13 protein-coding genes are annotated in these 12,876 nt (G+C 64.2%); 7 read left to right on the forward strand and 6 right to left on the reverse strand.

What is annotated here, in order from left to right; genetic code table 11:
- The 6 genes from Q0D45_RS05120 to Q0D45_RS05145 form a co-directional block, all read right to left on the reverse strand.
- Positions 1 to 284 (reverse strand): SDR family NAD(P)-dependent oxidoreductase (locus tag Q0D45_RS05120; protein ID WP_293389371.1); only part of this gene is annotated, 284 nt, incomplete at its 3' end.
- A 35-nt stretch (positions 285 to 319) separates the two neighbouring features.
- Positions 320 to 2,089, reverse strand: coding sequence for an FAD-dependent monooxygenase (locus Q0D45_RS05125; protein WP_293389373.1), 1,770 nt, complete (start codon positions 2,087 to 2,089; stop codon positions 320 to 322).
- A gap of 41 nt (positions 2,090 to 2,130) precedes the next feature.
- Positions 2,131 to 3,243, reverse strand: a complete 1,113-nt coding sequence (locus Q0D45_RS05130) for an aromatic ring-hydroxylating dioxygenase subunit alpha (RefSeq protein ID WP_293389376.1) — start codon at positions 3,241 to 3,243, stop codon at positions 2,131 to 2,133.
- Between the two features lie 3 nt (positions 3,244 to 3,246).
- On the reverse strand, positions 3,247 to 4,518 hold the full coding sequence (locus Q0D45_RS05135) for an aromatic ring-hydroxylating dioxygenase subunit alpha (protein WP_293389379.1): 1,272 nt from the start codon (positions 4,516 to 4,518) through the stop codon (positions 3,247 to 3,249).
- A gap of 54 nt (positions 4,519 to 4,572) precedes the next feature.
- Complete coding sequence (locus tag Q0D45_RS05140; RefSeq protein WP_293389382.1) at positions 4,573 to 4,947, reverse strand: hypothetical protein; 375 nt, start codon at positions 4,945 to 4,947, stop codon at positions 4,573 to 4,575.
- A gap of 73 nt (positions 4,948 to 5,020) precedes the next feature.
- Positions 5,021 to 5,881 carry a fumarylacetoacetate hydrolase family protein gene (locus tag Q0D45_RS05145; protein WP_293389384.1) on the reverse strand — a complete coding sequence of 287 codons (861 nt, stop codon included), beginning with the start codon at positions 5,879 to 5,881 and terminating at the stop codon, positions 5,021 to 5,023.
- 172 nt (positions 5,882 to 6,053) lie between these two features.
- Here Q0D45_RS05145 and Q0D45_RS05150 point away from each other — a divergent pair, with 172 nt between their 5' ends.
- The 7 genes from Q0D45_RS05150 to Q0D45_RS05180 all read left to right on the forward strand — a co-directional run bounded on the left by Q0D45_RS05150 (position 6,054) and on the right by Q0D45_RS05180 (position 12,869).
- Positions 6,054 to 6,719 (forward strand): VOC family protein, encoded by a 666-nt coding sequence (locus Q0D45_RS05150; protein WP_293389386.1) that lies wholly within the window; start codon positions 6,054 to 6,056, stop codon positions 6,717 to 6,719.
- Positions 6,716 to 7,120: a nuclear transport factor 2 family protein gene (locus Q0D45_RS05155; RefSeq protein ID WP_293389389.1), complete on the forward strand. Its 405-nt coding sequence runs from the start codon at positions 6,716 to 6,718 to the stop codon at positions 7,118 to 7,120. Before Q0D45_RS05150 ends, Q0D45_RS05155 begins: the two co-directional genes overlap by 4 nt.
- 89 nt (positions 7,121 to 7,209) lie before the next feature.
- The gene (gene mdeB, locus Q0D45_RS05160; protein WP_293389392.1) at positions 7,210 to 9,903 is read left to right on the forward strand and encodes an alpha-ketoglutarate dehydrogenase; all 2,694 of its coding nucleotides are present in this window, start codon (positions 7,210 to 7,212) and stop codon (positions 9,901 to 9,903) included.
- A 40-nt stretch (positions 9,904 to 9,943) separates the two neighbouring features.
- Complete coding sequence (locus Q0D45_RS05165; RefSeq protein ID WP_293389395.1) at positions 9,944 to 10,702, forward strand: glucose 1-dehydrogenase; 759 nt, start codon at positions 9,944 to 9,946, stop codon at positions 10,700 to 10,702.
- Between the two features lie 95 nt (positions 10,703 to 10,797).
- Positions 10,798 to 11,325, forward strand: coding sequence for a MarR family transcriptional regulator (locus Q0D45_RS05170; RefSeq protein WP_293389398.1), 528 nt, complete (start codon positions 10,798 to 10,800; stop codon positions 11,323 to 11,325).
- Between the two features lie 68 nt (positions 11,326 to 11,393).
- Entirely contained in the window at positions 11,394 to 12,134 is a 741-nt protein-coding gene (locus Q0D45_RS05175; protein ID WP_293389401.1) for a hypothetical protein, read from the forward strand.
- A 135-nt stretch (positions 12,135 to 12,269) separates the two neighbouring features.
- Positions 12,270 to 12,869 carry a cytochrome c oxidase subunit 3 family protein gene (locus Q0D45_RS05180; protein WP_293389404.1) on the forward strand — a complete coding sequence of 200 codons (600 nt, stop codon included), beginning with the start codon at positions 12,270 to 12,272 and terminating at the stop codon, positions 12,867 to 12,869.
- The last annotated feature ends 7 nt before the right edge of the window (positions 12,870 to 12,876 follow it).

The raw sequence follows: 12,876 nt of genomic DNA on the forward strand, positions 1-12,876 counted from the left end.
AGGCCGGCGTTGTTGACGACGAGATCGAGGCCGCCAAAGCGCACGATGGCCTCGGCGGTCGCCGCTTGCCAATCGGCTTCGTGGGTGACATCGAGCCGGAAGAAGCTGGCCGCCGCGCCGAACTTCGCCGCCAGCGCCTTGCCTTCGTCGACGAGCAGATCGGTGATCAGCACGCGCGCGCCGCCGGCGATCAGCTGCTCGGCCGTTTCGGCACCGATGCCGCGCGCCGCGCCGGTGACCAGCGCGACCTTGCCATCGACACGAAAGGGGTCGGTAGTGCTCATTTGCACTGTGCTCCTGACGACGTGGAATGGATGACTCAGGCCTTGCAGAGAATCTGTGCGAGCACGCGGCCCAGCACGTCCGAAGGATTTGTTTCCTTGCCGCTGGAGCGGAAGCCCACATGGGTATCCGGACGAACCAGGATCGCGCCGCCTTCCTCGACCTGTTTCAGCTGCGCCCAGGTGCCAGTCGGATCGGCGTAGTCACCGCCCTCGCCGATCACATAGGCATCGATGGTCACGCCGTACTTCTTGGCAGCGGCGGCGGCGGCTTCCTTCCAGGCCTTGCCCTTGGCATCGGTCAGCAGCACGAAGCGGCCATGACCGGTGATGTCGTGCGTCGACACTTTGCCGTTTGCGCCCTCCAGCCAGGCATGCGGCAGGCGATGACCGGGACGCGTGGTGACCACGTAGTTGACGCCCATCGGATCGCGTGCCGGTGCCGGCGTACCGTCGGCCACCACGGCGTTGCCGTCGTAGTGGAAGCCCATTTCCAGATCGTGGGCACAGAACTCCATGCGCTGGGTCTGCAGCACTTCGTGCATGCGCGCGCGGGCCCAGTCGCCTTCGTAGCCTTCGGAGATCAGCGTGTGGAACGCGCCGGCATTGACCTCCGGCGGCGCGCCCGGAATCAGGCCGAAGCCGGCATCAGTGACGAAGTGGTTCATGAACGTGAACAGCGCCCACTTGGTGTTGCGCGCGGCCACCGGGCGGCGCTCCTGCTCGTAGCTGTCGAGCAGTTTCAGCGATGCTTCGCCCTTGACCAGCGCAGTCAGCTTCCACGCCAGGTTGTGCGCATCCTGGATACCGGAATTCAGACCCAGCCCGGTGGTCGGTGGATGGCGATGTGCCGCATCACCGATCACCACGCAGCGACCGCCCTGATACTTGTTGGCGAGGATCGCTTCGACGATCCAGTGGCTGACCTTGTGCACGTGGATGTCGAGGTCCGGCAGCTTCAGCAACTCGCGGATGCGCGGCACGATCACGCTTTCGTCGAAGTCCGGATCGCCGGGACGGAATGCGAAGTGGAACACCCATTCTTCCGAGCGCCGGTCGTAGTGCGTCGGGCCCATCGCCACCATCGCGCCACTGCCCCAGCCGCCGCCCCCTTCGGGGTTGATGAACCAGCGGATCAGTGGCGCATCGTCATCGATGTGCTTCGACAGGTCCGCAGTGAAATGCGTGCTGACCATGTCGATGAGATTGGTCGGGCCTTCCAGCTCGATGCCCAGCTTGGGGCCGATGGTGCGGCCACGATCGGCGCCGACCAGGAACTGCGAGCGCACCTGATAGGTCTCGCCGCTCTTGAGGTCCTTGATCAGCGAGGTCACGCCGTCGGCGTCCTGCTCGAAGCTCAGCAGCTCGTTGCCGAAACGCACGTCGCCCGGCGCGCCGCGTTCGGCGAAATCCTTGAGCACCGGCTCCAGACGCAGCAGCGGCAGGTTGGCCGACAGCACGGCGCTGTCTCTGGTGTACATGTCATACAGCGCACCACCGCCGAAGGCATCCATGCGGTAGATGGTCTTCTGGTCGAGGGGGCCGTCGCCGCCCAGCGAGGTGAGCCAATGCACCTGGTGCATGTTCTCGAACTTGGTGCCGCGCTGGTAGATGGTGTCGGCAACGCCGTACTCGCGGAAAATTTCCATCGTCCGCTGGTTCAGGTAATGCGCCTTCGGTAGATGCGAAGTCGAATCGTGGCGCTCCACCAGCAGCGACTTCGTGCCCTGCGCGGACAGGAAGATCGACAGGCTCAGGCCGGAACCACCACCGCCGCAGATCAGGACCGGCGTTTCGAGGGTTTTCATGTTGTTCTGGGACGTTTCGTGATGGAGAGCGGGAATGGAGTTCAGACCACTGGCAGGATCGGCGAGCGGGACTGACCGTGCTGCTGGCGCAGACTCGACAGCACCGGGTTTTCAGGCCGGGGCACCGCCTGCTGTTCGCGCAGCCGCGCCAACAGCTTGCGAGCGCGCTGGGCGGCAGCATCGGAGGCGAACATCACCGGATCGACTTCCTCGAACGAGCGATCGCCGAGCATCCGCTGCTGGGCTTCGATGACCACCTGATCCTGGCCCTCGAACGCACCTTTGATGACCTGCCGCCACAACTCGCCGGCAGCCGGATCGTTCTGCTTGTAAGCGCGCGTGATGCCCCAGAAGTAGTAGGTGGTAGTCGCGTCCTTCGGTGTCAGGATGTCGGTGCCGTAGATCCAGGCGCCTTCGCCGCGCGGCCGTCCGGGATGGGCGATACCGACATCGAGCAGCATGTGCGCCGGCGCATCCCAGCGCATGTAGGCCCAGTGATCGACCGGATCACCTTCCTTGTGGCCGTCGAAGATCATGTGGAAGGCCGGCATCGCATCACAGTTCGGCGCCCAGCGATTGGCGTAGATCGTCGTGCCCTGTTCGATCGTCTGCAGCTTGCTGGCGGTGTAGCCGGCACTGGACAGCAGGCCTTCGTGGACGAACTCCGAATGCGCGAGGTCGAGCAGGTTGTCGGTGATCAGTTCGTAGTGGGCTTTCATCTCGATGACGCCGCCGACGAAGGCCAGTTCCGGATCCTTGTGGCAGCTGAAATCAGGAATCGTCGCCGGATCGGCCTTGTCGACTTCGCCGAACCACAGCCAGATCAGATTGTGGCGCTCGATGACCGGATAGCTCGCGGTGCGCATGCGCGTCGGGATCATGCCGTCGCCATGCGGGTTCAGTACGCAGGTGCCCGCACCGTTAAAACGTAGTCCGTGATACGGACACTGCACGGCGTCGCCGATCAGCTTGCCGAGATGCAGCGGCGCGTGACGATGCGGGCAGGCATTGCCGATCGCCACCGCATCGCCGTTCTCCTTGCGATAAAGCAGCACCGGCTGCTCGAGGATGGTTCGCTCCAGCAGGCTGCGACTAAGCTCGTTCGACCAGGCGGCGACATACCAGGCGTTGTTCAGATAGCGCGCAGTGGTCATTGGCTATTCCGCCAGCGCTTCGCGGACCGTCGCCGAAGCCACCCATTTCTGGATGGTCTCGATCGAATGGCGGAGCAGGAATTCACCGTCCTGCAGAATGATTTCGGACTTGCCGCCGGACTCCATTGCCTTCTGCTGACGTTCCAGATTGCCGACGTCCTCGAGGAAGATTTCCGCCATCCGGCAGCTGTAGTGCTCTTGCTGGAAACGCTGGCGAACATCGGCAGCGACCGGCGTGTGCATTCTCGCCACCCAGCGCGTGGTGTTCACCGACAGCGGCCAGAACTCCAGAGTGAAGAAGCCGCCGGGTGAATAGAAAATCAGGAAGTTGGGAAACAGCCAGCAGATCTCGGTGGCCCAGTTCGGCACCTTGTTCGGGTTGATTGCCGGATGGTTCTGCAGCGCCTGCATGTCGGCTGCATCGTTGGCGCCCAGGGTGTTGCCGGTATCGATGTTGCTGTAGGCCAGTCGCTCGATCAGCGACGATTCCGGCGGCAGGTAGTTCGGGTTGCCGAAGGTGGTCATCGTGCGATGGGCGCCGCGCACGTTGCCGCTCAGCGGCCGCGCGTAGCGATTGCTATCGTTGGCGAAGGTGTCGCCCAGGGTCGACGGGTGCAGCACCGGCACGTGGTAGGACTCGCAGAAGGCATCGATGGTCACTTTCCAGTTGGCGCGCATGCTGGTCACGTCGACGGTGAACGCCTGCGTGGCGGCCGGGGCCGGCGCATCGCGGAAGGCTTCACCGAAGTTGCCGAGGAACTCGGTCAGCGTCACTTCCGGCTGCTTCTGCAGGTTGATGAAGATCCAGCCTTCCCAGGTCTCGCAGGCGATCGGCGTCAGGCCGCATTTCTTCATGTCCAGATCGAAGAAGTTGGCGCGATCGGGCACGCCGATGCAGTCGCCGGTATTGCGGTAAGCCCAGTTGTGATACTTGCAGACGAAGCGGCTGCCCTTGCCCGAGGTCTCGTGCACGACCAGGTTGGCGCGGTGCGAGCAGACGTTGTGGAAGGCGCGAATCTGGTCCTTGGCATCGCGGGTGATCAGCGCGATGACGCCGCAGATCTCGATTTCCTTGACCATGAAACTGTCGGCTTCCGGCAGCTGCTCGACCCGGCCCATGCACAGCCAGGCGCGGCCGAAGACGCGATCGCGTTCCTGCTCGTACCAGGCTTGGGAAATGTAGGGCGCGATCGGGATCGGCCCGGTGCCGAGGCCATTCGGCACGGTCAGCTTCGGGAATTCGGTGTTCGGCTTCGGCAGGTCAACGACACTCATGGACACTCTCCCCAATCGAGAAACTGCGGCAAACGCGATACAGACGCTGGGCGATCACCAGCCTTGCGGCCAGGGTCCCCGGCCGATGTGCATGCCGTGTGGAAAGGGCGAAGCGGCGGCGCGCGGCTGACCGTGGAATTCCACCGCCATCGCCGCATGCGGCAGCGACAGCAGCAGGCGCAGCAGCCGGGTCGCGTCGTCCGGCATCGCAGCTAGCGGAAACTGTTCGAGATACGCCAGGCCTTCATCGGCACGCGGCACGGCCGCTTCGTAGAAGCTGCGGATCTCGGCCATCGAAGCGCGAGCCCGGCGATCCCAGCGGATGTCGTTGGTCGCGCCCGCCCAGTAGTCGACAAAGGGCTCCAGCGCCTCGAAGCCCGCAGGCAAGGAATTGGGCAGCGAAGCCGGCAATGAAGTCTGCATCCGCATCAGCGTCTCCTCTCTCGCAGGGAACGATCCGCACTCTGTCGGCGCGGTTCGCCGGTAGCTTTGCCGCTTTGCTTCAGCGCGGCTCGGGTTCGACCCGGTTCTCGATCGCGCCCAGGCCTTCGATCTCGATGCGCACCACATCGCCAGCCTTCAGGTAGCGCGGCGGCTTCGACACGGCGCCGACACCGGCCGGCGTGCCGGTCAGCAACAGATCACCCGGTTCCAGGGTCATCGCCTGCGACAGGTGTTCGATCATCGCGTAGACATCGAAAACCATTTCACGAGTATTGGAGTCCTGGCGGACTTCTCCATTCACGGTGGCGCGGATGGCCAGCGCCTGCGGATCGGCGATCTCGTCGGCGCTGGTGATCCACGGCCCGAACGGGCAATGCGTGTCGAAGGACTTGCCGACCACGAACTGCGAGGTGCGCAACTGCCAGTCACGGACGCTGACATCGTTGGCGCAGCAGTAACCGGCGATCGCGGCCTTGGCCTGCTCGCGCGTGGCATGGCGAACCTTCTTGCCGATGACGATGGCCAGCTCGGCTTCGTAGTCGAGCCTGGTCGAAACACTGGGCAGATCGACGTTGCTGTGAGGACCATTCGCGGAGGTCGTCATCTTCGCGAACCAGGTCTGCACTTCCGGCAGCGCCATGTTCGCTTCCAGCGCGTGATCGCGATAGTTCAGGCCCAGCGCCAGAATCTTGCCGGGGCGCGGAATCGGCGCCAGCAGATGCACATCGGTCAATGCGTGGTCAGGCTGGGCGGCGGCGATCTTGTCCAGATCGGCACGCAGGCCCGGCAGCGCTTCCAGCAGGCCGAGCATCGTCACCGGAGCCTGCGGCAGATGGCGCGCAATGTCGTGCAAGCCATCACCGACGACCAATCCGATCCGTGCCTTGCCGCCATTCACGGTGTACGTCGCAAGCTTCATCGTCTCTCCTCCAGCGGTCCACTTTGAAAATGGACTCAAGTCTTGTCTTCGATTGGCGTGCAAGCAGTCACTGACTGCACGCCCTCGAAATTTGAATTGACCATATGGTAAGAATGTGCAGAATGCAAGCACCCGCGGCACACACTCGGGATGCGACAGGAGAGGAGAAACCATGAACGCAGACAGTCTGGCGACCACGCCGGCGCGAACCCAGGCAGCGGCTCCGGCCAAGGCACCGGAAAGCAGGTCGGACGGCACAATCGTGCCGACCAAGCTCGCGCATTACGTCATCCGCGCCAAGCATTTCGAAGCGATGCTCAGCTGGTACCGCACGGTGTTCCACCTGCGCACCACCTTCGAAGCGCCGGTGATCGCCTTCCTCAGCTATGACGAGGAACATCACCGCATCGCCTTCCTGAACACCGCGCATCTGCCCAGCCCGGACACGATGCGCACCGGCATCGACCACGTCGCTTTCACCTATGCCGATCTGCCAGCGCTGCTGCACACCTGGCAGCGGCTGAAGGCTGAAGGCATCGCGCCGTTCTGGTGCATCAATCACGGCCCGACCACCTCGATGTATTACCGCGATCCGGATGGCAACGAGGTCGAGCTGCAGGTCGAGAACTTCGACACGCTGGCCGAATCGACAGCCTGGTTCAGCTCGGCGGCATTCGAGGCCAATCCGATCGGTGTCGATTTCGATCCCGAGGCGCTCAGCGCCAAACTGCACAGCGGTACGCCGATCAACAATCTGCTGCAGCAGGGCGCAGCACCAGTTGCGCCGGGTAAGGCCTATCAGTTCACGACGCTGCCACCGCCGCCAGGTGCAGCATGAGTAGCTCGGAAAAGACTGCAGCCATCGAAGCCTGTACTGCGCTGTGCAAGGCCTACGGCACGCTGGCCGATGCCGGCAAGGCCGATGAGTTCGCCCGCCTCTATGTTGAGGATGGCGTGTTCGATCGCATGGGCCAGCTGATCAGCGGCCACGCCGCGATCCGTGAAGTGATCGCCGGCCGCCCGGCGGGCACCTGGTCGAAACACGTCTGCAGCAACATCCGCATCACTATCGATGACGATGGCCGCAATGCCTCCGGTGTCGTCGATCTCGACATGCAGCGCGGCATCGCCGGCAACGACGAGGTGCAGCGCCTGCGCGGCATCTATCACGATCGCTACACGCTGACCGCCGAGGGCTGGCGCATCCAGTTGCGCAAGGTCGTGCTGGTTCCTTCCTAGCAGCACTCACGCCGCCATCCGTCTCCCGGATCGGCGTAACTTCGTTCGCTGAACCATGGCGGCCGCGCTGCGGCCTCCGGAGGCTGCTCATGTCCGCAGAAAATCCTCGTGCCCGTGGTCTGTCCACCGTCAGCCTTCCCGATGGCGATCCGCAGGAAACGCGCGAATGGCTGGATGCGCTGGATTCTGTGCTCGCGGGCGGCGGCGGCGAGCGTGCGCAGTATCTGATCCAGCAGCTCGAAGCACGTCTGCGCGACCGTGGCGCCGTGGCGCTGGCGCAGCCGTACTCGTCCTATCGCAACAGCGTGCCACTCGATCAGCAGGGCGCCTATCCGGGCGATCTGGCGATCGAGGAACGGATCGTGGCGATCCTGCGCTGGAATGCGCTGGCGATGGTGATGCGCGCCAACGCCGCGTATGGCGATCTCGGCGGCCATGTCGCGAGCTATGCGTCGGCAGCGGAAATCTTCGAAGTCGGCTTCCAGCATTTCTTCCATGCCCGCAGCGACAGCCACGGCGGCGATCTCATCTACTTCCAGCCGCATTCGGCGCCTGGCGTCTACGCCCGCGCTTTCCTGGAAGGCCGCCTGAGCGAAGACCAGCTCGGCCACTACCGGCAGGAACTCGCCGGCGGCGGCCTGTGTTCGTATCCGCATCCCTGGCTGATGCCGGAGTTCTGGCAGTTCCCCACCGGCTCGATGGGTCTGGGCCCGATCAGCGCCGTCTACCAGGCGCGCTTCCTGCGCTATCTGCGTGATCGCAAGCTCAGCGCCACCGATGGTCGCCACGTCTGGGGCGTGTTCGGCGATGGCGAAATGGACGAGCCGGAATCGATCGCCGGCCTCACCCTCGCCGCTCGCGAGAAGCTCGACAACCTGACGTTCATCGTCAACTGCAATCTGCAGCGCCTCGACGGCCCGGTGCGCGGCAACGGCCAGATCATCCAGGAGCTGGAGGCGCTGTTCACCGGCGCCGGTTGGAACGTCATCAAGGTGCTCTGGGGTTCGGACTGGGACGCGCTGTTCGCCCGCGACACCGAACACACCCTGCTGCGCATCTTCGCCAACACGCCGGACGGCGAGTACCAGACGCTGGGTGCCAAGGACGGCGCCTACAACCTCGCCAACTTCTTCCAGCAGGACCCGGCGCTAGCCAAGCTGGTGGCGCACATGTCCGATGCCGAGATCGATGCGCTGAAGCGCGGCGGTCATGATCTGCGCAAGCTGCACGCGGCATTCGCGGCCGCCAAGGCCCACAAGGGCCGGCCCACGGTGATCCTGGCGAAGACCAAGAAAGGCTATGGCATGGGCAGCGCCGGTGAATCGCGGATGACGTCGCACCAGGCCAAGAAGCTCGACATCGAAGGCCTGAAGGTATTCCGCGACCGCTTCCATCTGCCGCTGTCCGACGAGGACTGCGCCAGCCTGCGTTTCTATCGTCCTGCCGAGGACAGCATCGAGCTGCGCTACCTGCGCCAGCGTCGCGAAGCGCTCGGCGGCTATCTGCCGGCGCGTCGCGCCAAAGCCGATGCCGTGCCGGTGCCGGCCGTCGACAGCTACGCCGCATTCGCGCTGCAGGCCGACGGCAAGGAGATGTCGACGACGATGGCCGCCGTGCGCATGCTCGGTGGCCTGCTCAAGGACAAGCAGCTGGGCCCGCGCATCGTGCCGATCGTTGCCGACGAAGCGCGCACCTTCGGCATGGCCAATCTGTTTAGGCAGGTCGGCATCTATTCGCCGGTCGGCCAGCTGTACGAACCGGAAGATGCGTCATCGATGCTGTCGTATCGCGAAGCGACCGATGGTCAGTTGCTCGAAGAGGGCATCAACGAAGCCGGTGCCCTCGCCTCGTGGACCGCGGCCGCCACCTCGTACAGCGTCAGCGGCGTGCCGATGCTGCCGTTCTACATCTACTACTCGATGTTCGGCTTCCAGCGAGTCGGCGATCTGATCTGGGCTGCGGCCGATCAGCGCGCCCGCGGCTTTCTGCTCGGCGCCACCGCCGGCCGCACCACCTTGGGCGGCGAAGGTCTGCAGCATCAGGACGGCAGCAGCCAGCTGATCGCGTCCACGGTGCCCAACTGCCGCAGCTACGACCCGACCTTCGCCGGCGAACTCGCCGTGATCCTCGACCACGGCATGCGGCGCATGCTGGAACAGCAGGTCGACGAGTTCTATTACCTCACCGTGATGAACGAGAACTACGCGCAGCCGTCCTTGCCGGCGGATGTGCACGAAGCCGTCATCAAGGGCCTGTATCGCTACGGCGGCCAGGCGCCGAAAAAGCCAGTCGCCAAGGTCCGCCTGATCGGTTCCGGCACGATCTTCCGCGAAGTGATCGCCGCCGCCGAACTGCTGGCCCAGGACTGGAACATCGGCTCCGATCTGTACAGCGCCACCAGCTTCAGCGAGCTGTCCCGTGACGCTGCCGACGTACAGCGCTGGAATCGCCTGCATCCGCTGGAGACGCCGCGTCTCAGCCATCTGGAAACGCTGCTGGCTGGCGACGCGCCGGTGATCGCCGCCACCGATTACGTGCGCGCCTATCCGCAGCTGATCGCACCGTATCTGCAGAGCCGCTTCGTCACGCTCGGCACCGACGGCTTCGGCCGCAGCGATACGCGGCAGGCGCTGCGCCGCTTCTTCGAGGTGGATCGTCACGGCGTGGTGCTGGCAGCGCTCGATGCGCTGGTACGCGATGGAAAGATCAAGGCGAGCCTGCTGGCCGAGGCCATCGCCCGCTACGGAATCGAACCCGACAGCAGCGCGCCCTGGACGCGCTGAGCGGTAGCGGCATCGATAAAAAAACGAGAGGAGAACGAAGATGGCGAAGGTGAACAACAAGGCGATCATCGTCACCGGCGGCGGCAGCGGTGTCGGCCGGGCCGCGGCGCTGCTGCTGACTGCCGAAGGCGCCCGCGTGATGGTGGCCGATACCAACGAAGCCGGCGGACTTGAAACCATGAAGCTCTGCGAGCAGGCCGGCGGCGTAGCGCATTTCATCCGCACCGACATCGCCAGCGAAGCCGAGGTGCAGAAGATGGTCGAGGCCACCGTTGCCGCGTTCGGCCGGCTCGACGGCGCGTTCAACAATGCAGCCATCCCGCAGATCAGCAAGCTGATTCACGAAATGCCGCTGGCCGAATGGCAACGCGCGCTGGACGTGAATCTCACCGGCACTTTCCTGTGCATCAAGCACGAGGTGAAGGCGATGCTCGCAAACGGCGGCGGCTCGATCGTCAACACCGCCTCTGCTGCCGGCGCGACCGCGTTCCCGATGGCGGCGGAATACGTGTCGAGCAAGCACGCGGTGGTCGGCCTGACCAAGGCAGCCGCGGTGGACTACGGCAAGCAAGGCATCCGCGTGAACGCGATCCTGCCCGGCGCGATCCGTACGCCGATGCTGACCGGCAAGTTCGCCGAGGACCCGAACCTGGAGCCCTACCTGAACTCGGTGCACCCGATTGGCCGTTTCTCCGAGCCGGAGGAAATCGCCGCCGCAGCGGTATGGCTGCTGTCCGACGACGCCTCGTTCGTGCATGGCAGCAGCCTGTCCGTCGACGGCGGCTACATCGCGATGTAGCGAGCGCTTGCAAGGGGCGGCGCTACCCTGCATTGCGCGCAGCATTTCGATGTGCAAGCATATAGTTCACCGGTAAACTATCAGGCGATCATCTAGTGAAAGGCATCGAGCGTTTGTCGGCTGTCGAATCGAGCACGCCGCGGATGTCGCGGGCGTTGCCGGACATGCCGATGGCGCCAACCGTGCTGGTCCGCCTGATCCGCATCAGCAGCTTTGGCCTCGGCAATTTCTTCGAGCCGGTGTTCCGCGCACTCGGCACCAGCGAGCACGCCTTCCATGCGCTGTGCCTGCTGGTGGCCAGCGAACAAGGTTCGGCGGCGCCGAGTGAACTCAGCGAAATGATCGGCACCAGCCGCGCCAACACCACGCGCATCGTCGAGGAACTGGTGCAGGCCGAACGGGTCACCCGCAGCGTTCACGCCCGCGATGGCCGCCGTCACGAAATCGCGATCACCGCCGCCGGCCGCCAGGCCGTGCGCGACATCGTGCCGAAGATGATCGAGCCGCTGGAACGCGCCTTCTCGGGCCTGAGTGCCGAAGAGTTCGCGCTGCTCGACCAGCTGCTGCGCAAGCTGATCGTGTCGCTGGACAACAGTGCGCGGGCGATGAGCGCCGCCGCCTGATTTCGCTGGAAACAAACGATTTCATCAGTCCGTCGACGACGATCGACACAACGTGGGGGAGCGTGGAAATGGATGAGAAAACGAGTCTGCGGTATCAGCTGATCAGCGCCTGGTGCGGCCCGGCGTTCGTGGTCACCTTCGTCATCTTCTGGCTGATCCTCGGCCACAACCTGCCGAATCCCTCGCCTTCCCTGACGGCTGTGGCGCTGAAGGAGCGTTACCTCGGCAACCTCGGCGAGATCCGCCTCGGCTTCATCATCTCGATGATCACCGTCTGCCTGTACATGCCGTGGAGCTGCGTGCTCGCCGGCCAGATGCAGCGCATCGAAGGCAAGAACATGCCGCTGCTGTCCTACCTGCAGCTGATCGGCGGTGCGCTCACGGTGATGGTCGTTTCGTTCAGCGCGATGTTCTGGGCGGTTGCCGCATTTCGTCCCGACGCCAGCCCGGAAACTTTCCAGCTGATGACCGATACCGGCTGGCTGTGCATCGATCTGCAGTACGCCTGCACCACCTTGCAGATGGTTGCCGCAGCGCTGGTCGGCCTGGCCGACAAGAGCAAGGTGCCGCTGTTCCCGCGCTGGGTCTGCTACCTGACCATCTGGTGCGGCATCAGCTTCTTCCCGGCCAGCCTCACCGGCGTGATGAAGACCGGCCCGTTCGCCTGGAGCGGCGTGCTGAGCTTCTACTTCCCGTACTTCTGCTGGCTCTGCTGGTTCTCCACCGCCAGCATTTTCATGATCAAGGAAATCCGTCGCCGGATGGCCGTTGCCGAGCCGGTTGGCTCCAGCCGTCTCGCGGCTGCCTGATCTAGCGTTCCTGCTCCTTCCCCCGTTCGCGGGGGAAGCTTGGGATGGGGCGGCTGGCTGCAGCGCCCTCTCCCCGGCCCTCCCCCGCTCACGGGGAGGGAGTTCGCTGTTCCTTATCCCCGAAGACAATCCACCATGCCAGTCGAGCTGACGGCCCCTGCCTCTGCTGAATCAAAGTCGGTGCTGCGCCTGCCCGGCGATCCCGACATCTGGTTCCTGATCTTTGCCGAGCTGATGACCTTCGGCATGTTCTTCGTCGCCTACGTGGGCTATCGCGCCCTCGAAGTCGATCTGTTCAACGAGTCCCAGCTGTCGCTGGACCGGACGCTTGGCGTCATCAACACGCTGTTCCTGCTGACCAGTTCCTGGGCCGTGGTGACCGCGATCGAATCGGCCCGCAAGAACCAGGTCAAGGCAGTGCCTCGCTATCTGGCGCTGGCCATCGCCCTCGGCGTCGGCTTCATGGTCATCAAGTATTTCGAGTACTCGGCGAAGTTCGCGGTCGGCATCTCGCTGACGACCAACACCTTCTTCAATTTCTATTTCGCGTTGACCATGATCCATCTGGTCCACGTGATCGGCGGCACCATCGTGCTGATCGTGCTCTGGAGCAATGCCCGAGACGGCAAGTACCACGCCGGCAATACCCGCGGCCTGGAGACGGGTGCGAGCTTCTGGCACATGGTCGATCTGCTGTGGATCTTCCTGTTCCCGCTGCTGTACCTGCTCCGCTGAGGACGCC

This window comes from Nevskia sp., assembly GCF_023266035.1.
Lineage (GTDB): Bacteria > Pseudomonadota > Gammaproteobacteria > Nevskiales > Nevskiaceae > Nevskia.

Excerpts from the sequence above, each read along its gene's own strand:
- Q0D45_RS05125 (WP_293389373.1), bottom strand. The coding sequence starts at position 2,089 with ATGAAAACCCTCGAAACGCCGGTCCTGATCTGCGGCGGTGGTGGTTCC.
- Q0D45_RS05130 (WP_293389376.1), bottom strand. The coding sequence starts at position 3,243 with ATGACCACTGCGCGCTATCTGAACAACGCCTGGTATGTCGCCGCCTGG.
- Q0D45_RS05135 (WP_293389379.1), bottom strand. The coding sequence starts at position 4,518 with ATGAGTGTCGTTGACCTGCCGAAGCCGAACACCGAATTCCCGAAGCTG.
- Q0D45_RS05140 (WP_293389382.1), bottom strand. The coding sequence starts at position 4,947 with ATGCGGATGCAGACTTCATTGCCGGCTTCGCTGCCCAATTCCTTGCCT.
- Q0D45_RS05145 (WP_293389384.1), bottom strand. The coding sequence starts at position 5,881 with ATGAAGCTTGCGACGTACACCGTGAATGGCGGCAAGGCACGGATCGGA.
- Q0D45_RS05150 (WP_293389386.1), top strand. The coding sequence starts at position 6,054 with ATGAACGCAGACAGTCTGGCGACCACGCCGGCGCGAACCCAGGCAGCG.
- Q0D45_RS05155 (WP_293389389.1), top strand. The coding sequence starts at position 6,716 with ATGAGTAGCTCGGAAAAGACTGCAGCCATCGAAGCCTGTACTGCGCTG.
- mdeB (WP_293389392.1), top strand. The coding sequence starts at position 7,210 with ATGTCCGCAGAAAATCCTCGTGCCCGTGGTCTGTCCACCGTCAGCCTT.
- Q0D45_RS05165 (WP_293389395.1), top strand. The coding sequence starts at position 9,944 with ATGGCGAAGGTGAACAACAAGGCGATCATCGTCACCGGCGGCGGCAGC.
- Q0D45_RS05175 (WP_293389401.1), top strand. The coding sequence starts at position 11,394 with ATGGATGAGAAAACGAGTCTGCGGTATCAGCTGATCAGCGCCTGGTGC.
- Q0D45_RS05180 (WP_293389404.1), top strand. The coding sequence starts at position 12,270 with ATGCCAGTCGAGCTGACGGCCCCTGCCTCTGCTGAATCAAAGTCGGTG.